General features: G+C 63.7%; 19 protein-coding genes. 13 read left to right on the top strand and 6 right to left on the bottom strand.

From position 1 onward, the window contains the following. Nucleotides 1-14: 14 nt before the first annotated feature. From ASE30_RS22440 to ASE30_RS22425, 4 genes are all read right to left on the bottom strand, one after another. Nucleotides 15-3,212 (bottom strand): tetrathionate reductase subunit A, encoded by a 3,198-nt coding sequence (locus ASE30_RS22440; protein ID WP_369819356.1) that lies wholly within the window; start codon nucleotides 3,210-3,212, stop codon nucleotides 15-17. A 38-nt stretch (nucleotides 3,213-3,250) separates the two neighbouring features. Next, nucleotides 3,251-4,285, bottom strand: a complete 1,035-nt coding sequence (nrfD, locus tag ASE30_RS22435) for an NrfD/PsrC family molybdoenzyme membrane anchor subunit (RefSeq protein ID WP_057286483.1) — start codon at nucleotides 4,283-4,285, stop codon at nucleotides 3,251-3,253. Between the two features lie 19 nt (nucleotides 4,286-4,304). After that, the gene (gene dsrO / locus ASE30_RS22430) at nucleotides 4,305-5,078 is read right to left on the bottom strand and encodes a sulfate reduction electron transfer complex DsrMKJOP subunit DsrO (protein ID WP_057286482.1); all 774 of its coding nucleotides are present in this window, start codon (nucleotides 5,076-5,078) and stop codon (nucleotides 4,305-4,307) included. Nucleotides 5,079-5,294: 216 nt separating this feature from the next. After that, nucleotides 5,295-5,828 (bottom strand): DNA-deoxyinosine glycosylase, encoded by a 534-nt coding sequence (locus ASE30_RS22425; protein WP_235515321.1) that lies wholly within the window; start codon nucleotides 5,826-5,828, stop codon nucleotides 5,295-5,297. 170 nt (nucleotides 5,829-5,998) lie between these two features. Between ASE30_RS22425 and ASE30_RS22420 the strand changes: the two genes are divergently transcribed. Beyond that, the gene (locus ASE30_RS22420) at nucleotides 5,999-6,862 is read left to right on the top strand and encodes a pirin family protein (RefSeq protein ID WP_057286480.1); all 864 of its coding nucleotides are present in this window, start codon (nucleotides 5,999-6,001) and stop codon (nucleotides 6,860-6,862) included. Between the two features lie 116 nt (nucleotides 6,863-6,978). Here the strand turns inward: ASE30_RS22420 and ASE30_RS22415 are convergent, their stop codons facing one another. Continuing rightward, a complete protein-coding gene (locus tag ASE30_RS22415) occupies nucleotides 6,979-7,365 on the bottom strand; it encodes a DUF4180 domain-containing protein (RefSeq protein WP_082601685.1) in 387 nt (128 codons plus the stop codon). Between the two features lie 180 nt (nucleotides 7,366-7,545). Between ASE30_RS22415 and ASE30_RS22410 the strand changes: the two genes are divergently transcribed. The 4 genes from ASE30_RS22410 (at nucleotide 7,546) to ASE30_RS22395 (ending at nucleotide 12,509) form a co-directional block, all read left to right on the top strand. Next, complete coding sequence (locus tag ASE30_RS22410; RefSeq protein WP_156407734.1) at nucleotides 7,546-8,256, top strand: hypothetical protein; 711 nt, start codon at nucleotides 7,546-7,548, stop codon at nucleotides 8,254-8,256. 681 nt (nucleotides 8,257-8,937) lie between these two features. Further along, complete coding sequence (locus ASE30_RS28650) at nucleotides 8,938-10,434, top strand: ATP-dependent endonuclease (RefSeq protein ID WP_082601684.1); 1,497 nt, start codon at nucleotides 8,938-8,940, stop codon at nucleotides 10,432-10,434. 265 nt (nucleotides 10,435-10,699) lie between these two features. Continuing rightward, nucleotides 10,700-11,776, top strand: coding sequence for an RNA methyltransferase (locus tag ASE30_RS22400; RefSeq protein ID WP_057286477.1), 1,077 nt, complete (start codon nucleotides 10,700-10,702; stop codon nucleotides 11,774-11,776). Between the two features lie 214 nt (nucleotides 11,777-11,990). After that, nucleotides 11,991-12,509 carry an O-acetyl-ADP-ribose deacetylase gene (locus ASE30_RS22395; RefSeq protein WP_057286476.1) on the top strand — a complete coding sequence of 173 codons (519 nt, stop codon included), beginning with the start codon at nucleotides 11,991-11,993 and terminating at the stop codon, nucleotides 12,507-12,509. Between the two features lie 116 nt (nucleotides 12,510-12,625). Here ASE30_RS22395 and ASE30_RS22390 read toward each other — a convergent pair whose 3' ends face one another. Continuing rightward, nucleotides 12,626-13,807 (bottom strand): MFS transporter, encoded by a 1,182-nt coding sequence (locus ASE30_RS22390; RefSeq protein WP_057286624.1) that lies wholly within the window; start codon nucleotides 13,805-13,807, stop codon nucleotides 12,626-12,628. 437 nt (nucleotides 13,808-14,244) lie between these two features. Here ASE30_RS22390 and ASE30_RS22385 point away from each other — a divergent pair, with 437 nt between their 5' ends. The 8 genes from ASE30_RS22385 to ASE30_RS22350 all read left to right on the top strand — a co-directional run bounded on the left by ASE30_RS22385 (nucleotide 14,245) and on the right by ASE30_RS22350 (nucleotide 21,881). Further along, the gene (locus ASE30_RS22385; RefSeq protein WP_057286475.1) at nucleotides 14,245-15,258 is read left to right on the top strand and encodes a TauD/TfdA family dioxygenase; all 1,014 of its coding nucleotides are present in this window, start codon (nucleotides 14,245-14,247) and stop codon (nucleotides 15,256-15,258) included. A 14-nt stretch (nucleotides 15,259-15,272) separates the two neighbouring features. Then, entirely contained in the window at nucleotides 15,273-15,989 is a 717-nt protein-coding gene (locus ASE30_RS22380) for a GntR family transcriptional regulator (protein WP_057286474.1), read from the top strand. A gap of 62 nt (nucleotides 15,990-16,051) precedes the next feature. After that, on the top strand, nucleotides 16,052-17,026 hold the full coding sequence (locus ASE30_RS22375) for a tripartite tricarboxylate transporter substrate binding protein (RefSeq protein WP_235515320.1): 975 nt from the start codon (nucleotides 16,052-16,054) through the stop codon (nucleotides 17,024-17,026). Further along, nucleotides 17,023-17,901 (top strand): SMP-30/gluconolactonase/LRE family protein, encoded by an 879-nt coding sequence (locus ASE30_RS22370; protein WP_082601683.1) that lies wholly within the window; start codon nucleotides 17,023-17,025, stop codon nucleotides 17,899-17,901. The genes ASE30_RS22375 and ASE30_RS22370 overlap by 4 nt, the downstream gene beginning before the upstream one ends. Nucleotides 17,902-17,934: 33 nt before the next feature. After that, nucleotides 17,935-19,605: a thiamine pyrophosphate-binding protein gene (locus ASE30_RS22365; protein ID WP_082601682.1), complete on the top strand. Its 1,671-nt coding sequence runs from the start codon at nucleotides 17,935-17,937 to the stop codon at nucleotides 19,603-19,605. A gap of 61 nt (nucleotides 19,606-19,666) precedes the next feature. Continuing rightward, nucleotides 19,667-20,638: a tripartite tricarboxylate transporter substrate binding protein gene (locus ASE30_RS22360; RefSeq protein ID WP_057286473.1), complete on the top strand. Its 972-nt coding sequence runs from the start codon at nucleotides 19,667-19,669 to the stop codon at nucleotides 20,636-20,638. 48 nt (nucleotides 20,639-20,686) lie between these two features. Next, nucleotides 20,687-21,445, top strand: coding sequence for an SDR family oxidoreductase (locus ASE30_RS22355; RefSeq protein ID WP_057286472.1), 759 nt, complete (start codon nucleotides 20,687-20,689; stop codon nucleotides 21,443-21,445). Nucleotides 21,446-21,494: 49 nt separating this feature from the next. Beyond that, complete coding sequence (locus ASE30_RS22350; RefSeq protein WP_057286471.1) at nucleotides 21,495-21,881, top strand: VOC family protein; 387 nt, start codon at nucleotides 21,495-21,497, stop codon at nucleotides 21,879-21,881. The last annotated feature ends 1 nt before the right edge of the window (nucleotide 21,882 follow it).

Raw genomic sequence — 21,882 nt, 5'->3', positions numbered from 1 at the left:
TGCGCCAAGTCCGCCTAGACGCGTTCGATCCGCGCCGGCAGGCCCTGGCGCACCGCCGCGCCGGATACCCAGTCGATCCAGACGTTGGCATGTTCGCCGCGCGTGGCATCGCCGAAACCCAGGTCGTTCAGGTTGACGCCCGCCGCCAGCGCCGGATCGTGCGGCATGGGCTTGCCGTCCACGATATGCGCGCGGGCGCCCAGCTCGGTATGGCCATAACCATGCTCGATGCCCAGCGCGCCCGGCTGGATGCCGTCGCGCAAGAGCGCCAGCCCCGTCACCGCGCCGCCCGGCGTCACGATGCGCACCGCGTCGCCATTGCGGATGCCCAGGCGCTCGCCGTCCTGCCGGTTGATCGACACCGGATTGTGCGGATGCACCTGGCGCAGACGGCTCACGCCGATCGACATCGAACTCATCAGGTTGGACTTGAACGAACTGAGCAGGAACGGCCAGTCCTGCCGCGGATACTCTGCCCGCACATCGCGTCCGTCCGCCAGGCGCGACGGATACCAGGTCGGACAGCCGCTGTAGCGTTCGCCCGTCATGGCGTGGCGAAAGCCCGCCAGCTCCTCGCTCCAGACATGCAGCGGCTTGGCGTAAGCCGCGCGCGTATGGCGCGCCGGGCCGTTTTCGACCCAGGCATCCTCCATCCTGTCGAAGCGGCCGCCGCGGCTCATCAGCATGGCGACCTGGCGCCATTCGCCTGGCTTGAGCTTTTGCCGCAGCAGCGGGCCATAGCGGTCCACGCCGGTCAGCGCCATGTCGTCGTCGCTGGCCTCGGGCACCGGCCGCCCCGCCGCGAAGGCGATGTTGGCCATGCCGCGCAGGAAGAAATCCTCGGGCGTGTCCAGCGCGTACTTGGCGCCGTCCTTGTCCGAGATGGCGTTGGCGCCGAAGCCCGGCATGCCCAGCCGCTTGGCGCAGGCGATCAGGAAGGTCTCCAGGCACACGGGTTCATTCGTGGCGGTGCGCGCCACGCGCGGCTGCACGGCGGGCCAGCGCACGGTGGACGCCTTGGCCACCACGTCGGCCCACGGCGCCGACACGCCCCAGCTCTCGTAGGTCACCGTGTCCGGCACGATGTAGTCGGCCAGCGCATTGGTCTCGTTGATGAAGGGGTTGATGGACACCGACAACGGCAGGATGCCCGGATCCTTCATCTTGTCCAGCACCACGCTCTTGAACCCGGCAATGCCGTATACGGGGTTGCTCATGTGGTTGAACCAGACCTTGGCGCGATACGGGTAGCCCGCCAGCGCGGACGCCAGCATCTCAGAGCTCAGCCCGCCCGTGGCCGGATACCACGGCGCCGCCGCCGGATAGGCGGGCTGGCCCGCCGCCTTCTTGCGCTTGAACTCGCTGGACTTCTCGTACGGAAAACGGTTGCGCGACAGCGCCACGCCCTTGGGGGCCGCCTTGTTGGCGAAACCGGCGATGTTGTAGCGCGGGCCCGCGCCATACGGCGGAAAAGGACCGGCATCCAGCACCAGTCCGCCTTCCACGTTCAGGTTGCCCACCAGCGTGTTCAACATGGCGATGGCATAGGCGGTATAGAAGCCCGCGCCGCTCATGGTGCCGCCGTGAGCATCGGCCACGGCGCGCTTGCCGTGGCTGGTGAAGCGTTCGGCCAGCGATGCGATCTTGCCCGCCGGCACGCCGCACAGCTCGGCGTATTCGTCCAGTGTCTTGCGGCGCGATTCCTCGCGCAGCAGGCTCAGCGACGAGCGCACGCGCAGCGCTTGCGGCGCGCCCGCCATGCCAGACATCGGAATCGCCTCATCGACGAACAGCTCGGCCGGCGTGGCCGCCGTGTGCGGCGCCAGCGTCCCGTCCAGCAGGCGCACGACATACACGTCCTCCCATTTGTCGTCCGCGTCCGCCGGACGCGCCCATCCCATGTCCGCGCCCCGCACGAAACTGCCCAGGCGGGGATGGCCGGGTTCGGCCACCACCAGGTGCGTCGCATTGGCCCAGGCCGCCTCGCCCGCCGCCTTCATGGCGTTGGGGCCGGGCTGCGCCAGCATGCGGGCGTCGAAGCGTTCGTTGTCCAGGATCCACCGGATCAGGCCCATCGCAAGCGCCAGGTCGCCGGCCGGGTTGACGGCCACCCACTCGTTGCCCGATCCCGCCGACAGGCTCGAGGACGCGGGCAACATGGGCGACACCACCACATACGTGAAGCTGGAGGCTTCCGGCCGCACGCGGGCCTCGGCCAGTTGCCGAGCCTGGCGCTGGAACGGGTTGCCGGACTGCGCTGGCGACGCGCCGATGAACAGGCCGAAACGCGCGTTGTCCCAGTCGGGCTTGCCGTGCGGCATGCCCTTCAGGTCGCCCATCGCGGCGCCCGCCCCCACGCGGAAACTCTGTCCGCAATACGAACCGTGATTGCTGAAGTTGACGGTGCCAAAGGACTGCGCGGCAAAACGCTGGATCAACGGCGTGCGCCCCTCGTTGGACGCGTCGGTGAAGAGAAACTGGTTCACCTTGGCGCCGTACTCGGGGTTCTGCGGGTCCAGCGGCGTCTCGCGGTCGAAGATGGCGCGCAGTCCATCCACATGGCCTTCGCCGAACAGATCGCCGCCTTCGCACACTTCCTGCACAAGCTGTTCGAACGTGATCGTCTGCCACTTGCCTTCCCCGCGCCCGCCCACCCGCTTCATGGGTTGCAGCACGCGGAAGGGGCTGTTCATCTGTTCCAGCATGGCAGAACCCCGGGCGCAAGACGTGGCGCGCCCTTCCAGCCCGTTGTCGCCGCCCAGCTGCGCGTAGACCTCGCGCACCGGCGTCTCCATCGCGGCGGGCCGCGTCGTCGCCAGCGGATGATAGGGATTGCCGGCCACGCGCAGGATGCGGTTTTCCTTCGTGTCCACGCGCAGCCGCACGCCGCATTGCGTCCAGCAGCCCAGACAGCTCGACGGGCTGACCGTCTGGTCCGGCTGCGCGCTCAGCGCGCCCGAGAGCGGATCGATACGGAATTCAGGCGTCAGCGAGTTGCCACGCACGGCATGCGCCGTCGGTACACCGGCGGTGCCCTGCGCCAGGCCCTTGACGGCCTTGGCCACGGTCTCGCCATAACCGGCCGCGAAGGCCGCCATGCCGCCGGCCACGACGCCGCCCCGCACCATCAGTTTGCGCCGTGCCTCATCGCGCGGCAGGTCCGGGCCGTCGTCCGCCGGGCGGCGCTTGTCGTCTTCGTGTTGCTTGTTCATTGCTTTCATTTCCATGTTTTTTCGTCTTGCGGCCGGGGTCAGGCGGCCACGGCGCGGGCGCGGGCCGGGAACAGCTCCAGGGCCCAGGTCACGGCGGCGATCAGCGCCACGCAGAGACCCAGCACGCCCACCATGCCCAGCAGCCCATCGCTGCCCCAGGGCATGTCATACAGATAGAGCCCGGCGCCGTACTTGGGCACGCCCTGCACGCTCATGAAGACCACCCAGCGGAAGATCCACGCCGCGCCCAGCATGGTCAGCGCCAGCGCGGCCGACGGCAGCGGCGCCGCCAGCGTCCGACACGGGCGCTGCAGCAGCGCGATGATGCAGAAGGCCGTGATCACGGCGCCGGCCAGGCTGATGCGCCAGATCGGGTATTCCGAAAACAGCTTCAGCGCGGCCGCGAACGACGCATCCAGCCCCAACAGGCCCAGCAAGGCCCAGGCGCCCGCGCCCAGTGCCATCAGCACCACGGCCGTCACGCTCAGGCAGCGCAGCATGTCCACCGGCAAGGCCTTCATGCCGCCCGGCAGCCAGCGGCCCACCAGAAACATGGCGCCCAGCGCGCCCAGCCATGCCGTCAGCGCAAAGTTCACCGGCAGAAAGACGGTGTGCCATAGCGGCCTGGAACGCAACACCATCACTTCGGCGCCCGTATAGACCAGGATGGACAAGGCCGACAGGGCCAGCGCCACGGCCACCACGCGCACCCAGCCCATCCGGCCCCACCACCATGCCGCGCAGAACAGCAAGGCCAGGGTCACGAACACCGGCAGCAGCAAAGCACCCAGCCACATCCACGACCAGGGCGTGAAATGCGCATAGAAGTGCCAGAAGCGGCCGGGCTGGTGCAGGTCGGCCAGCAGCGACACGGGCGCGGCGATGGCGCTGACCAGCAGCACCGTCACGGCGGCCGGCAGCAAGCGGCGCGCGGGAGAGTCCGCGCGCCCGAACGCCGCGAAGGCGGCGGTCAGCGCCGTGGTGGCGCTGATGCCGATCAGAAAGAAGTACTGCACGGCCCAGGGCAGCCAGGCGGCGTCGTAGACCGGCGTGAGCAATTCAGAGATTTGCATGAGTGTCTCCTTCAAGGGCTCAGTGGCCGCCAGCCAGGCGCACGCCCGCCTGGCCATCGACCTGGTGCACGAACGCGTCGGGCAGGCCGATGTAATAGACGTGGGGATCGGTCTTCATCTCGGGCTTGAGCACCTTGATGTCGGCCTTGTGTTCGACCAGCAGCCGGGAGATGGCGCTGTCGGGATCGTTCATGTCGCCGATCACGCGGGCGCCGCCCACGCAGCTTTCCACGCAAGCCGGCAGCAGGCCGGCTTCCAGGCGGTGTTCGCAGAACGTGCATTTGTCCGCGGTCTGGGTTTCGTGGTTGATGAAACGGGCGTCGTAGGGACAGGCCTGCACGCAGTAGCCGCAGCCCACGCAGCGCTCGTTGTCGACCAGCACGATGCCGTCTTCCCGCTGGAAGGTGGCTTGCACGGGACAGACGGGCACGCACGGCGGCTTGTCGCAGTGGTTGCACAAACGCGGCAGCATCACCATGGCGCAGGGGCCGCCGGTATCGGGGGTGACCTCGTATTGCAGGACGGTGGTGCGGAACTGCCCGACCGGAGGCAGATTCTCCAGCGAACAGCTCACCGTACAGGACTGGCAGCCGATGCACTTGCGCATGTCGACAACCATCCCATAGCGCTTGCCCGGGATCCCGGGGCGGCGCGGCGGCTGGCCGTTGATGCCGGGGGTGGCTTCCGCGTGGATGGGAATGAGGGTGGCGGAAGCGCCAAGCCCGAGGAGGCCTTTAAGGAAGCCTCGCTTGCCCGGAAGAGGCGTTTCCGGGGGGCTGGTTGGGGTGTGCATGGTTAAACTCCGAAACGTATATCTGCTACGGAAATTAACTTATCACCTGTAGTTATATAGAGTGTTGATATCCATCAATGGGGGACAGGTTAGTGGCATGCGGGGGCCGTGTGCGCAGCCCTTCCCCGCGTTTTTTCACGTCGGGTGGGCATTTGTGCAGGCGGTTCAGGAGAGTGGGCGCCGGATATCGTCCGGTCTGTTCAGACCTGGCGCCGGTTACTCATCCAGGCTTTTCAGTGCAGGCGCCCAGGCCGCCAGCTTCTGCTCGAAAGACGCCGCCGCATGGGCGGGACTGGTGGATGGCAGCTCCACGTACTGCAAGGAAACGCCCGCCAGTCCCGGCAGGACGTGGCGGCGGTAGACGGCGGCGGCCTTCGCCCCATTGAAGCAAACGCGGACGATGCCCGGATGGCGGCCCAGGAATTCCCGGAAATCGTTGGGCACCAGCGTATCGTTCCGGATATCGGCGTCCAGGCTGCCCGGCCGTTCGCAGGCCCGCAGCACATCCCACAGCGCGATCCCGCAAGCCTGCAGCGCCCGCAGGCGGCCGGGATAGTCCAGCACCGGATCAAAGCCGCAGATGCGCGCGGCCAGCGGCCAGAACGCATTGCGGGGATGGGCGTAATACTGCGCCTGCCTGAGCGACGCCACCCCGGGCATGGATCCCAGCACCAGCACGCGCGCGCCAGCGGATGCCACCGGGGCAAAACCCCAAACCTGTTCGTCGCCCCGGCCTGGGGCGCTGTCCATGCATGTTTCCATGCCGGGAGCATACTTCCGAAAAAGCGCCGGCCGCCCCATCGTCCGATCCATGGAACAGTGCTTACCAGCACGGGGGACTACCGCCAACAGCGTTCCGCCCTTATCTTCATTGTTATGACGAACGGCTCCGATGGGGCCGCGCAACAGGAAACACCACCATGAAGAAGATCCTCGGTTTGCATGCCAGCCCCCGTCCCCACTGGGTGGGCGACGGCTTTCCGGTGCGCTCCATGTTCTCGTACAACGACAAGGGCCGCGACACCAGCCCCTTCCTGCTGCTGGACTACGCCGGCCCGGCCGAATTCGAGCCCGCTACCCAGCCGCGAGGCGTGGGCCAGCATCCGCATCGCGGCTTTGAAACCGTGACCATCGTCTACAGCGGCGAAGTCGAACACCGCGACTCCACCGGCAACGGCGGCGTCATCGGCCCCGGCGACGTGCAATGGATGACGGCCGCCTCCGGCATCCTGCACGAAGAATTCCATTCCCCTGCCTTCACCCGTTCGGGCGGAAAGCTGGAAATGGTGCAGCTTTGGGTCAACCTGCCCGCCAAGGACAAGAAGGCGGCGCCGGGCTACCAGGGCATTCTGAACGCGGACATTCCCGTGGTCGCACTGCCGAACGAAGCTGGATCTCTGCGCGTGATCGCGGGCAGCTACGCCGGCCAGGCCGGACCGGCGCGCACCTTCACGCCGATGGACGTGTGGGACGTGAAACTGGCCGCCGGCAAGTCCGCGACCTTCCCGATCCCCGCGGGCCGCAACAGCATGCTGGTAATGCTGCGCGGCACCGTCCTGGTCAACGGCGAATCGGTCGCGCGCGACGCGCAACTGGCCCTGTTCTCGCAAGAGGGTGAGGACGTCACCGTCGAAGCCAATAACGACGCGGTGTTCCTGATCCTGAGCGGCGAGCCGATCGATGAGCCGGTGGTTGGCTACGGTCCCTTCGTGATGAACTCGCAAGAGGAAATCGTGGAAGCCATCCAGGACTTCAACGCCGGGCGATACGGCCAGATGCATTGAGGCCTGCCGGGCCGCAAAAAAGAAGCCGCGCGAAATGCGCGGCTTCTTTGCTTTTGGATGCGGGTGTGCGGCCCTGGTGTTGAAGTTCTTTGAACTTCCGTCCGCAAGGCAGAGGATCAACCCTTCCGGCGGAGCTTGTCCTCTAGTTCGGCCCGGTCAGCCACGAACAAATGATGGCCGATGCGATTGGTCTCGCCAACAAAGTCACGGAGCGCCTTGCTCGCCGCTACGTGGACAGAGATGTCTCCGAGGATCACGAGACGAACCCGATAATTCTGCATTTTCTGAAAAAAATGGCCGGCGAGTCTGCTGCTGAGGTCGTAGAACTCAGGCGTGAAACGATGGGCGGGGACGACAATGACATCGACCTCCTTGCCATAGATTTCGCCCAACAGATCCAGCGCGTCCTGTTCGGTCGCCAAGGCGGGGCCTTCAATGACGGCAAAATACGCGTCAAGACCTGTACTGTTCTCTGTGTTCGTGACAATCTCGTCTGCTTTCATCTCGTAGGGGCATTTAGGCTGCCCCGGGGAGTAGAGCCGAAAAGCTGGCCTCCGGCAATGTCCGGTTGCGGCCAGGAGCAGGCTGTTTGCATCAGTCTGCTTACGGGTCGGATGATCACACCGGCCGTCCGCCGGTGGCGTGCGCTCCACGTTTTCACCAGATTCTGCGAAGGGAGATCAATGAAATCGACGAAGACAAAATCAAATGTAAGCGCGCCTTGGTTGATGAAGCACTCGGCGCTGTCCTATGCCAATCAATGGTTCATGACAGACCGCAAGTTCATGAAAGAGCTGAGAAAAAACGGCTCTCGGGTAATTGATGCCCTTGTCCTGGGAGATCTCGCGGCGAAGTACATGGTAGCCCGCGGATTCAAGACCGAAAAGGACAATCCGCACTCGAGCAGCCAACGATGGGTGACGGCGGCAGCGCACTTAACGGCCGCCGCTCAAAGCGCGGAGCATGCCGAAGTCAAGGTACACACTCTCGCGATTGAACTGGGCAAGGTCGCGCCGGTAAAGAGCATTACTGGAACCAATCTGCTGTCGGCAGCCACGAAGTTCTTATGGTTTGCAGGCGAGCACGAGGTGCGAATACTGGACAAGCGAGCAGTTGATGCACTCGGCCGCCTCAGAGGCGTTCGAGGCAAATTGGGTGTCGACTACGAGCAGTATGCGGCAGTCTGGAAAGATCAGCTTGACGCGCACAAGGGCGTTCTGGCGGAAGCGCTTGTCGACCTGCCTCGCCAGCTCGCGTGGACTTGCATCCCGTCCGATGTGCATGCCGAGGCAAAGGCGGTTTTCAAAGAACGTTGGTTCGCTGACCGCATTTTCGACAAGTACCTCTGGACACTCGGAGTCGGCGCGGATGGCGGGGCTACGTCGTTTGTCTAGGTTGACGCGCAGCGACTGGACGTGTGCGCGCCCTGAGGGTCAGCTTTTCGGGGCTCAATCGTGCGTAGCCGATTTCCACTTTGGGTCGGAAGCCGTCGTTTGTGAACGGCAGCTTCCGACCCAAAGAAGCCGTTGAGAAGTGCCGAGAACGGAGAATGCCGGCGTCACGCCGGCTAGGCATTGGGACGTAGACGAGGGACTGCGCGCCTCCGAGCCAACACGAGCTGAGCGACCACTTCTTTCGCCGGTGCATGGACATAGTCTGCGGACGATTGAGTCGGTGCGGTTTCGGGCCGATTGAGGCGTGGCGTGAGTAGAGAGCGAACTCATCGGAATTGTCATTTGCGCTTTTATGGTTGCTCTGACATCGACGGCAGGGGCCGCTATCGCTCAATCAAGGCCCCCCCGCCTTGCGGAAGAACAGATGACACCGCAACCGACGTCCCGGACCTTTTTGATGACACACACTCCCCGCTGCTGGAGTACGCAATCAACTTGACCAGTGGCGGTGCTCAATCTTCCCATAAGACAGGGACATTATTCAGGATCGGCATTGGACGCGCGGGAGCAGCTAGTCAGGTCCGCAGTGTAATTACGCGCCGGACGAGGGGAACAGACATGTAGCCAAGATTCGGTGGTAGGATTCGCGGTCACGCAGAAAACGTAATAAGTGGTGACTTGATGCCAGTGAAGATTTCAATCAAGAATCTTAAGCATATCGACACGCTGGATTTCATTGTTCCGGAAAGAGGCGTTTGGCTACTGACTGGGCCGAACGGCACGGGGAAAACGTCGCTGTTAGCTTGTATGCGTCGAATCGGTGAGCGCAATGCGTTCCCAATGCACTTCAAGGTATCGACTCAATCGAGTAGCCTCGACTCGGTCGCTGGCGCTTCTGTGGAGTACGACATCAATGGCGTCAAGGTCAAATACAAGTACAGCGGTACACGCTGGACACCTCTGCCGAGGGCTAACGCAAATGCGCTAAAAGGCGCAGGCTACCCTGGGGTTCTCTATATCGCAGCGGATGCTCGACGCATTGAGCCGCGTCCAGAGGATTTCAAGCCCCGAGGTGTGCGTGCCGCGCACGCATCCATTATTGCTGGGGCGAATAGCATCTTCGATACGCAACGCTTTAGTCATCTGAAGACGATCAATCTGTCACGTGGCGTTGGGAATGACGCTTTTCTCCTCGAACTTCCTGCTCGGCCGGGGCAAACGGGTAAGAGCTATGCTTCAGAGAAGAACTTTAGTCTTGGTGAGCTTTGCATTATTAAACTGCTCCGAATGTTGAAGGACTGCCCCGCTGGCTCACTGGTATTAATTGACGAATTGGAACTCGCGCTACACCCGATGGCACAGGTGGCATTGTTACGCCATCTGGATGACGTCGCGGAAAGTAAACAACTGACCATTGTCGTTTCTACGCACTCGGCAACCCTCATCAAACAAGCGGGCAAACAACGATTGCTGCTGTTGGAGAACGATGGCAAAGGCAACATCACGTGTCTGGACAAGTGCTTCCCATCGATGGTTCTGGGGGCGCTCGCATATGGCGAAGAAAATGCCGCAGATCGGATCATCTACGTTGAGGATGATGCGGCTAAGGTGATAGTAGATCATCTGGTTGGCAAGGTTTGCCATGCTCTCTACAAAGGATTAACTCCACACCCATCGGTCCAATCCGTCCCAGTTGGAGGTTTCGTTAACGTCCTTCGCTTCTTTAAGCACCAAAAAGCACTGGTTCCCGCGATTACTCGATGTTTCGTCTTGCTGGATGCGGATGCAGAGCCCAGTCTGGCCAACGCAGTGCAGCCTGACGTTATCGCGATCAGGGATACTGAGCGAGCTTCAATTTCCTATCTCACTGTCACACCGGAAGTTGGGCTGGCGCAGTATTTGGATCAAAATACAACTGAGGTAAGGAACGCCCTCCGGGCCCACTACAACCTCCCCGGGCTTCAGTTTGTAAAGGCGGATCTCGGTGTTCTACCCCCCGCGCTCCCCAGAAAGCCAAACAAAAAATATGTATGGGAAGCTTGTGAGAAGCTTGCCAAGCGGCTTCCCAATGGAGACGCCAGTAAAGTGGAGGAGGTGCTTCTCAAATTGTTGGCGAATCATCTCTACGCAACCGATCGCGCTACGATAATGCGGCGTATGTCTCCTCTGCTGTCTTAAGTTTCCTGCGCGCCCACGAAATTTCCCGATAAGGCGTTTGTGTCTCTTTACTTCGCCTCGGCGGTCGCTAGGCTGGACATCGCCGTGCCGTTGTCTTTGCTCAACGGCTAGTAGATGCCGTACCCCTGCGCTCTCGGAAGTCGGAGTCATGAGAGCCAGCGTCCGCTCATGGCCGATAAGAGACCGGCCGGCAATTCTCAACCTTAAAAACCCCGGCAGCACTCCCCTCCCGCCCCTTCCAAGCACCAGAGTAAACTCCGCCCCCATGCGCCACTCCGACTTCGACCAACGCCTCGCCGCTCTCGGCGCCCTGCCCGTCCATCGTGGCAGGGTCATGCGCGTCTGGCTGAACGGGCAAGCGCTCGACACCGGCACGCGGCGCCGGAGCGCGGAGCACTTTCTGCCTCTCGCGCTGCGCGACGCCGTGCCCGCCTTGACGGCGGAACTGGACGGCCTTGCTCGGGTCCGCTCCGAACATGCCGGCAATGACGGCTCGCGCTTGCTCGTCGAACTTGCCGACGGGCAGATGGTGGAAAGCGTGCTGTTGCCGCGCGACGGACTCTGCGTCTCTACCCAGGTCGGCTGCGCGGTCGGCTGCCGCTTCTGTATGACCGGCAAGAGCGGCCTGATCCGCCAGGTCACAAGCATGGAAATCCTCGCCCAGGTCGTGCTGGCGCGGCGTCTGCGCGCGGTGAAGAAAGTCGTCTTCATGGGCATGGGTGAGCCGGCGCACAACCTCGACAATGTGCTCGAAGCCATCGACCTGCTCGGCACCGAAGGCAGTATCGGCCACAAGAATCTCGTGTTCTCCACCGTGGGCGACCTGCGCGTGTTCGAAGCCCTGCCGCGACAACGCATCAAGCCCGCGCTGGCGCTGTCGCTGCACACGACCAAGGCCGAACTGCGCGCACACCTGCTGCCACGCGCTCCAAAAATTGCGCCGGAAGAACTGATCGAGCTTGGCGAGAAATACGCGCGCGACACCGATTATCCGATCCAGTATCAATGGACGCTGCTCAAAGGCATCAATGACGGCGACGACGAACTCGATGCAGTCGTGCGTCTGCTCAAGGGCAAGTACGGCGTGCTCAACGTCATTCCCTTCAATAGTCTTGACGGGGATGACTACCAGCGCCCTGGTTCCGAGCGCATCCGCGAGATCGTCCGCTCTCTGCAAAGCCGTGGTGTGCTAACCAAGGTAAGGAATAGCGCCGGGCAGGATGTGGACGGCGGCTGTGGCCAATTGCGGGCTCGCGCCGTTGGCGCGGCGCAGGTGGTCGAACTGCGCCGCAAGCCCATTGCGACGCCGGTAGCCGTCCAGGCCAGGGCTCTTCGCGCCTAGCCCGAGCAACCTTTTCGAGAATTCCGATCGCGACCCGCAGCGGTCGTCGGACTACAATTCTTCCCTGGTAATGGCCGGATCCGTTGGCGTGGGAAAACGGCTTTCGCGATAGCACCGCCAGCGTCTTACCGTGATGGCGAACGCAGCCTTTGCGCGTGCAAAGCTGCTTCCTGGTTGCAGCAGCGACCGCCCTCACATCACGAGGACCGAAATCATGCCCACCACCCTGCGTGCAATCCGCTCCGACATTACAAAGCTTCAAGTGGACGCCATCGTCAACGCCGCAAACTCCTCATTGCTTGGCGGCGGTGGCGTCGATGGCGCGATACATCGCGCCGCGGGCCCGGACCTTGTGCATGAGTGCAGGCTGCTAGGCGGTTGCAAGACGGGGGATGCCAAGGTGACCAAAGGCTATCGTCTGCCCGCCCGCTACGTCATTCATACGGTCGGCCCGGTCTGGCGGGGCGGGGAAAGCGGGGAACCGGCGTTGCTGGCCAGTTGCTATCGCCGCTGCATCGAACTGGCGGAAGAAAAAGCAGTCGCTTCGATTGCGTTCCCGAGCATCAGCACCGGGATCTACGGCTATCCCATCGAATTGGCGGCTGAAGTTGCTGTCAAAAGCGTCCGCGAAAGCTTGTCCAAGGACTCGCCGGTTCAAGAGGTGGTCTTCTGCTGCTTTTCGCCGGAAGACCTGCTTCACTATGAGCGCATCCTGAACAGGCCGCCTGCGTGACTCGATGCAGGGATGCGGTCTTCGAGGCCCCGGCTTAGCCTGCTGCCAGGATCTGTCGCAGGCAGCAGTAAGGACCGCTCCCGACAAGGACCGCTCCCGCTACCAGCGCGAAGCACTCAAGCCCGCGCGCGGCGCGGCAGCCAGCGCCAGAACACGCCAGCCGCCACCAAACCCAGCGTGCCAACGCCGAACGATGCGCCGCCGAGCGACACCAGGGCGGTCAGCACCGACAGCGCCACCGGCCCGCCGCTTGACCCGATGTCGGCCATGAAGCGCCAGATGCCGAGGAACTGCGTGCGCGCGCCCGGCGGCGCGGCGTCGGCGCCCAGCGTCATCACGATGCCCGATCCGATGCCGTTGCCGAAGCCCAGCAGCACCGACACCAGGATGAAGCTCGTCACGCCACCGGTCAGCGGGATCGCCATCAGGCTCAGCCCCATCAGCAGCGTGCACGGCAGCGCGACCCACAGGCGGCCGCGCTGGTCCATCACCTTGCCCGCCGGATAGAAGACCGACATGTCGACTGCCGCGACCAGCCCGTAGACCAGCGAGGTGGTGGTGGCGTCCAGGCCGAGATGGTCCGCCCACAGCGGAATCACCACCTGGCGCGACGCGCGCAGCGCGCTGATCAGCATCACGCCCACGCCCAGCGTGGCATACACGCCGCGATGGTCGCGCGCGACCTCGCCCATGCGCGCGCGCGGCGCACCCGCGCTGGCGCGGCCCGAGGGCTCGATGTCGGGCGCCTTGATGGCGATGAATCCCGCGCCGAGCATGGCGCAGACGGCGATCCAATAGGCGCCGTCCAGCCCCAGGAAATGGATCAGCGCGGCCCCCGCGAAGGGGCCGATGAAGGTGCCGATCCGGGTCGTGCCGCCTAGCGTGGACAGGGCACGCGCCCGGTACACCAGCGGCACGACCTCGATCATGTAGCTCTGGCGCGCCAGTTGGAACACCGACTGCGCGCACCCCTGCATCAGCATGGCCAGCGCCAGCACCCAGAGGTTGGGCACGCCAATCACGAGGAGCAGGCCGATCACGCTCAACACGGCCGCGCCCGCCATGGCGCGCTTCTCGCCGAAGCGTTCGGTGATCAGCGCGGACGGAATGTTGGAGAGCAGCGAGCCGACCCCGATGAGGGCGGCGATCAGGCCGGCGGCGGCCACCGACGCCCCTTGGTCCCGCGCGGTGAGCGCGATCACGGGAAGGATGGCGCCGTTGCTGATGCCATAGAGCAGCGACGGGCCGAACGCCGGCACGGCGATCTGCTTCAGATTGAACGAATCGGGTTGCGACATGACGGGAGACTGGAAGCGCGGCCGCCTGCCGGCCGCCTTGCCTCTGCGCGGGACCGGCCCGGCGGCCATCGGCGCGGGAACCCCGAGAGTGTAGCTGCAGGCCCTCGAGCCTGGCTGTCAGCCGGCTGACAGCCGGCGCGTTTCTCCCCAGCCGTGAGGCACCGATGGGCACCGGCTTGCGCTTGTGAGCGTAGGCAGCCTCGGCATGCGATAGCCCTCGAATTTGGCATAGCGACGGTGGGCCGGTCTTGGCGACCTTGATGCGCCGCAACGGGCCGGGTGTTGCACAGAAAGGCGCTGGAGCCGTCGGATCCAACAGATAAACGCAGCGCGCCGGACCCACGCTCGAACAACGGGTATTCACCTATATGATTCAATTGTTTGATTGTCGACAATCCAACAAAAGAACAAACCATGTAGCGGATAGGAGACCTGAAATGCTTCTGACAAAACTGGAAGGGCCCGGAGTCTGGCGCAGCGAAGAGCTGGGCCCTCAGGAAAATTGGTGCCAGCGGCTCACGGACACCGAGATTCAGGAAGTGGTGGCCGCGGCTCGCCATTGCGAAAGCCGGGATATCCCGTTGTTCGAGATCACCAAGGACGACTTCCCGCTCGCAGCGCTGGCAGAGCGCTTCCAGCGCATCCAACAGGAACTCGAAGGCGGGCGCGGCTTCACCGTGCTGCGCGGCCTGGACCCGGCCAGCCTGGGCGCGGAATCATGCAAGCGCGTGATCTGGGGGCTGGCCCAATATTTGGGGACGCCCGAACCGCAGGACCGGACAGGCAGCCTGCTGCACAGCGTGACGAACACCGGCAAGACCATTGCCAGCAGCGATACGGCCCGCGGCTACGAAACCGACGACGAACTGAAGTTCCACAATGACGGCGGCGACGTCTTCATGCTGCTTTGCCTGCGCACCGCCAAGGAGGGCGGGATCAGCAAACTTGTCAGCGCGGCCGCGTTGTTCAATGCCATCCTGGAAGAGCGCCCCGACCTTGCGGCGGTGCTGCAGCAGCCCTTCTACTTCGATTCCCGTGCCCAGAACCTGAACGAAAACAACGTTCAGGTCGTTCCCATCTTCACGGAACATCTGGGATACCTGAACGTGCTCTACAAGCGGCGCTACATCGTGACCGCGCAGCGTTTCCCGGATATCCCGCGACTGACGCCGCAGCAGACCGAGGCCCTGGACATCTTCGATCGGCTTTGCGCCGATCCCGCCTTGCAGTTGGCGTTCAGCATGCAGCCCGGCGACATCCAGATCGGCAACAACTACTCGATCCTGCATTCGCGCACGAAGTATGTGGATTACGACGAGCCGGAGCTGCGCCGCCACCTGTACCGACTTTGGTTGACCTTGGAAAACAGTCGTCCGCTGCCCGAAGTGTTCGCGACAACGCGGGAATTCGGACCATCGTATGCGCGCCGGCAACAGCGCGCCTCGGCATAAACGGAGTATCAAACGTGGGCCAAGTACAGTTTCTTTCCCTTCCCGACCAGATCGTCACCACGCTGACCGAGGACATCCTGAAAGGTGTCTACCTGCCCGGTCAGCGGCTCAAAGAGCAGGAGTTGGCGCTCAAGATGGGGACCAGCCGCGCGCCTCTCCGAGAAGCCTTCCGCGTGCTGGAACGCGATGGCCTGATCGAGATCCTGCCTTGGCGCGGCGTGCGCATCGTCGAACCCACGCTTGAAGAGATCAGGGACCTTTTCGAGGCGCGCGCCGATATGTTCGGGCTGTGCGTCAGGCATGTTGCGTCGACCGGCGAACTGGACTTGCTGAAGAAAATCGAGGCGGACATCGATGAACTGATCAAGCAGACAGACGCCGGCTGCGATGAGCGTGAATACAAGGAAATGACCAACGCCATCAGTTCGCAGATGTATGCGCTGATCCAGAACCGCTACACCCGCGCCTTTATCGACAATCTGCGCCAGAAGATGCTCTGGCACTACTGCTACATGGGCATTTCCTCGTATGCGAGCCGCCAGGATGCCAACCGCTACTGGCACGATCTGGGCCGCGCCTTGCTCAGTCGCGATCCGCAGGCGGCGGAAGCAGCGGCCCGGCACATCATGGCCGCCTCGAAGAATTTTGCGCTACGCCTGCTGGAGGAAAAACAGGACGCGTCCGCGCGCCGCCCAACAACTAAAGACCAACCGGAATCCGGCATGAAGTAGCACGCCCCTGCGCGCGACGCGCTCGATAGAAGCGCGGCGGCCGAAATCGAGGAGACAGGTAGATGGTGAGTATCAAACGGATGTTCGCCGGTTTGATCCTGGCGGCATCGTACGCATTCCCAGGATCGGGCCACGCCGGCCAGACATGGCCGGAACGGCCCATAACTGTGGTCATTGCCTATCCCGCCGGCGGCGCCGCCGATGTGGTCACCAGAATCGTGCTGAACGAACTGGCCCGGACGCTGGGCCAACCGTTCATCGCGGAATCCAAGCCCGGCGCAAACTCGAACATTGCCGCGGAATGGGTGGCCCGGGCCAAGCCCGATGGCTACACCCTGTTGGTAAGCGGCCCATGGTTCGCGATCAACCAATATGTGGAGACCGGCAGACGCTGGGAGCCGGCCAGCCTGGCGCCGGTGGCGCGCTTCGCGCTGACGGACAACGTGCTGGTGGTGCCCGCCAGCGCGCCCTATCAGAATCTGGCGGGCTATGTGGCGTTTGCCCGCAGCCAGTCCAATCCGCCCTTGCAGTATGGAAGCCCGGGGACGGGATCGACGCAACGCATGGCGGCCGAATTATTCCTGGGCCAGGCGGGCCTGGACGTCGAGCCAGTCCAGTACAAGGGCGCTCCCCCAATTATCCCGGACCTGGTAAGCGGTCGCGTGTCTATGGCGGTGCTGGCCGCCGCCAATGTGACCGCACTTATCCAATCAGGCAAGCTGAAAGGCCTGGCCACGTTCGGCGAAAAACGCGGCTCCAACACGCCTGCGATTCCGACCATGACCGAGCAGGGCTATCCCAAGGCCATCGTGACCTCGTGGTTTGGCTTGCATGCGCCCGCCGGAACGCCTCCGGAAATCATCCGGCGGCTTTCTGACAGCGTCAGGGAAATCGTATCCAGGCCGGAGGTGCAGGCATCACTGAGTGCCGCGGATGCGCAAGCCGCGTTTCTGGACACGCAGGACTTTGCCCAATACATCCAGACAGAACAAGCAATGTGGAAAGACGTTGCCGCGAATATCGAAGGAAAAAAATGAGCGCAGTCCATGTCGTTGTCGAAAGCGCTGATCGGCTGGGCGAAGTCCCGCTGTGGTCGCCATCGCGCAAGTCGCTGTTCTGGATCGATGTCCGCAAGCCTGCGCTCCACGCGTACGCTCCGGGTAGCGGTGTGGTGCGGACCTTCCCCTTGCCGGAACTGATAGGCAGCTTCTGCGAAACCAGCAAGGGAAGGTTGATGCTCGCGCTCAAGTCCGGCCTGCATTTCCTCGACCTGGAGACCGGCGGACTGCAAGCCTGGTTCGACCCCGAACCGGCCTTGCCAAACAATCGCCTGAACGACGGCAAGTGCGACAGGCAAGGAAGATTCTGGGTAGGCAGCATGAACGATGGCGACCGGATTCCCACCGGCACGCTGTATTCCGTGCTGGGCAACGGCACATCCACCGCCCATCTTTCCGGCATCACGATCCCGAACTCCCTGGCCTGGAGTCCCGACGGCAAAAAGATGTATTTCGCCGATACGCCAGCGAAATCCATCCAGGTCTTCGACTTCGACACGGAAGACGGTGTGCCCTACAACCCCCGCACATTTCTCGACATGTCCAGCCATGCCGGCCGCCCCGATGGCGCGACCGTCGACGCCGAGGGATGCCTGTGGAGCGCCCACATTCACGCGGGCCAGGTGGTTCGCTATACGCCGCAAGGGCGCCGGGACCGGACCATCCAGCTGCCGGTCACCGGCGTCACCTCGTGCGCCTTTGGCGGCGATCGCCTCGAGACGCTCTTCATCACCACTGCTACCCAGGGGCTGACCGAGCAAGCGCTACGCGAGCAGCCTCTGGCTGGCGCGCTTTTTGCCGTGAACGCGGGAGTCTCGGGAGTCTGCGATACGCCTTTCGCGGAAGCCTGCTGAACGTCATCGAAAACTCACTACACAAGGAAGCGTATGTCTACTCCCCTCACAGGCGGCCGCATCATTGCGGAGATGCTCCAAGCGCACGGCGTGGATCACGTGTTCTTCATGGACGCCATACTCCGGCGCGCCCTGGTAGAAATGGAAAAGCTAGGCATCCGCCGCGTCCTGGCGCACTCGGAAATCGCCGCCGCCTACATGGCGGACGGCTATGCGCGCGTGACGGGCAAGCCCGCCGTCTGCATGGCGCAGTCTGTAGGCGCCGCCAATCTGGCGGCGGGCCTGCAGGATGCCTGTCTTGCCCAGACCCCGATCATTGCCATGACCGGCCGGCAGCCCGCGGCGATGCAATACCGCAATGCCTACCAGGAGTTGCCACATGAGCCGATGTTTCGTTCCACGACCAAGAACAGCATGCGCGTGGATGGCATCGAACAACTGCCCCACGTACTGCAACAGGCATTCCGCGAAGCAGTCACGGGCCGCTCGGGCCCCGTGCACATCGACATCGCGGGACACACCGGAGACGCCATAGCCGCCGCGACGCTTAACGGCTACCCGCAAGCCCGGCAGCCTTTTTCGGCCCTGCCGGGCTTTCGCCTCCCGGCCGAAAGCCGGCTGATCGAAGCAGCGGTACGGTTGATCGCGCAAGCCGAGCGGCCGGTCATCGTGGCAGACCTAGGGGTCTGCACGTCCGGTGCGCAGCAAGCCTTGCGGCTGTTCGCCGAGCAAGCCTCGATTCCCGTGGTGACGTCGCTGGATGCCAAAGCCGTCTTGCCCGAATCGCATCCCTTGAACGGCGGCGTTGCCGGCACCTATTCCCGCGCATGCGCCAACCAGATCGTGAACGCCGCCGATCTGGTGATTTTTGCCGGCAGCATCATCGGCGATCATGTCAGCCACAACTGGACGCTGCCACGGCAGGAGGTGCCGGTCATACAGATAGATGCCGACCCCGCCCAACTGGGCAGGAACTATCCCGGCGCGCTGGGCTTGCCGGGAGACCCCCGCACCGTTCTCGAACAACTGGCCCGGGCCTGCCCGCCAGCCGACCGGCCAGCGTGGCTGGACCGCGTCCAGGGATTTGTGCGGCAGTGGAACGAAACGGCCGCTTTGGCCGGCGCCAGCGATTCCGTTCCCATCCGTCCAGAAAGGCTTTGCGCTGAACTGAGCGGAGTCCTGCCGCCGGACGCGATCCTGGTGTCGGACACGGGCTATTCATCGCAATGGACCGGCACCTATGTGCAGCTACGTCACGAAGGACAGCGCTACCTGAGAGCGGCGGGCTCATTGGGATGGGGCTTTCCGGCCTCGCTGGGCGCGAAGTTCGCCGCTCCCGAAGCGACGGTCGTCTGCTTTACCGGCGATGGCGGATTCATGTATCACCTGCCGGAGCTGGAGACCGCGCTGCGCTGGGGCCTGAAGACCATCACGGTGGTCAACAACAATCACTGCCTGGCCCAGGGTACGCGTTCGATTCTCAGCGCGTACGAAGGATCGGACGGCAAGGCCGAGGAAATCTATCACTACCGGCCCATGAATTTCGCGGCCATCGCGCAGGCCATGGGATGCACCGGAATTCGGGTGACCGAGCCGGCCGGGTTCGCGGCCGCGTTCGAGCAGGCGCGCGCGAGCGAGCTGCCTGTCGTCATTGACGTCGTAACCGATCCGCAAGCCCTGGCGCCCTTGCCCTGGACGCCTTGACCCGGTCGCTGCCGCCTCGATTGTCCGTCGCACCATTGCGTACCTACCGAAGGAGAGCAACATGGGAAATACCCTGCGCGCATTGGGCGCCGCCATGTCAGTACTCTTGGCCGTCTATCCCGCCGTATCAACCAGCGCGGCAACGGAGTATCCATCCCGCCCCATCCGCATGATCGTCCCGTATGCGGTCGGCGGCACGACAGATCTGGTCGCGCGCCAGTATGCCGAACTTCTCGGGCGCGAATTGAGCCAGACTGTCGTGGTCGAGAACAAACCTGGCGCATCGACCAATATCGGCAACAGGCTGGTCGCCGAGGCCGACCCTGACGGCTATACCCTGCTGTACAGCACGGGGCAGATGACCCAGACCATGACCTTCGGGCCCTTCCCCGCCATCGACCCGACCGAGGCCTTGGCTCCCGTCAGCCTGATCCTGACCTCGCCACAAATGATCGCGGGCAACACGGACCAGAAATTCTCCTCTCCAGAAGAACTGATCAAGGCCGCCCAGGCCAAGCCCAAGAGCATCAGCATCGCCTCCGCCCAGTTGCAGCTATATGTCAACGTGCTTGGCGCCCAGGCCGGCATCGAGCTGCTGCACGTTCCTTACAAGGGCGGGGCCCCCGCTGTGACGGACACGATAGGCGGACGCACCAATCTGGTCATGGGGCAGCCGCCGGTGCTGCTGCCCTTCATCCGGAATGGTGCGCTGAAACCCATAGCGGTGCTGTCGAAGGAACGGATCGCGGCGCTGCCTGAAGTCAGGACATTCGCCGAGTCCGGCGTCCCCGCCCTGGAACTCGTAACCTGGAATGGCGTGTTCGTACCGAAAGGAACTCCGGCGGCGGTAATTGACCGCCTGTCCAAGGCCACCAAGGCGGCTCTGGCCGATCCTTCGCTGGCGCGTCTGGCGAGCGATGGCTTGACCATACAGTCCAGCACGCCCGAGCAACTGGGTGAACGTGTCGCCAGCGACGTGCGTTCATGGAAGCAACTGGCGAAGGACAATCCGGATCTCGCGCAGGTCCGCTGAAATACCGGAATTCAACTCCATGCCCCGAAGCGCAGAAAAGGACACGCAATGAGAGAATCTTCCAGCACAACCGGCCTCGGCGTCATTCTGGTCACCGGCGGCAGCCGCGGGATCGGCGCCGCGATTTGCGAGCTTGCAGCGCGCGAGGGCTACGACGTCTGCATCAACTATCGCAACAATGAGCAGCAGGCTCAGGCAGTTGCGGAAAAAGTGCGCAGCCATGGCCGCAAGGCCTTGACCGTTCAGGCGGACGTCGCCGACGCCGCGCAGATCTCCGACATGTTCCGCCAGACCGACCTGGATCTGGGCGTCTTGACCGCCCTGGTCAATAACGCGGGCACGAGCGGATATATCGGCCGGGTCGACGCGATCACGGCGCCAGACTTGCAGGCCATCTTCGCGCTCAACGTGGTGGGCAGTTTTCTTTGCTGCGGCGAGGCCATCCGCCGGATGTCGACCCGCCACGGCGGCCGCGGTGGAAGCATCGTCAACATGTCGTCGGCAGCGGCCAGGCTGGGCGCCGCGGGACGCAACGTGCACTACGCCGCGAGCAAGCGCGCCCTGGAAGCCTTGACCTTTGGCCTTGCCCAGGAGGTGGCCGATGAGGGAATTCGTGTCAATACCGTTTCGCCAGGCGTCATCGATACCGACATCCATACGCGGGAACGACTGGCACAGATCGGGCCGCAATTGCCGATGAAACGGCCTGGCACCGCCATCGAGGCGGCTGCCTCGGTGATGTGGCTACTCTCGTCGGCAGCCAGCTACGTCTCGGGGACGAACCTCGGGGTATCAGGAGCGCGTTGAGCGCGGTCACGGATGCGGCCCACGGTAGCCGCAATACGGAGGAACACGCATGCTGGACCATATCGAAATTCACGTGAGCGACTTCGAGCGCAGCCGGGCGTTCTACCTGAGCGCGCTTGCGAACCTGGGCTATGTGCCGCGCAAGGCGCTGGCGACCGGCATGGGGTTCGGCGTCGGTGAGCCCGATGACGCGGGCGACCCGGGTGGCGAATTCTGGATCCACCAGGGCACGCCCAGCACCCCGCGCATTCATGTGGCATTTCGCGCCCGCAGCCGTGCCGAGGTCGACGCCTTCCACCGGGCGGCGCTGGCCGCCGGCGGCCGCGATAACGGCGGGCCTGGGCTACGCCCGCAATATCACCCGCACTACTACGGCGCCTTCATCCTGGACCCCGACGGCTACAACGTCGAGGCGGTGTACCACCGCGCCGTCTGAT

Origin of the sequence: Achromobacter sp. Root83, from assembly GCF_001428845.1 — a bacterium.
In the GTDB taxonomy this organism is placed as follows: Bacteria; Pseudomonadota; Gammaproteobacteria; order Burkholderiales; family Burkholderiaceae_B; genus Achromobacter.
Note: the sequence above shows the minus strand (reverse complement) of the source record. Positions and strands in the feature narration are given on the sequence as shown.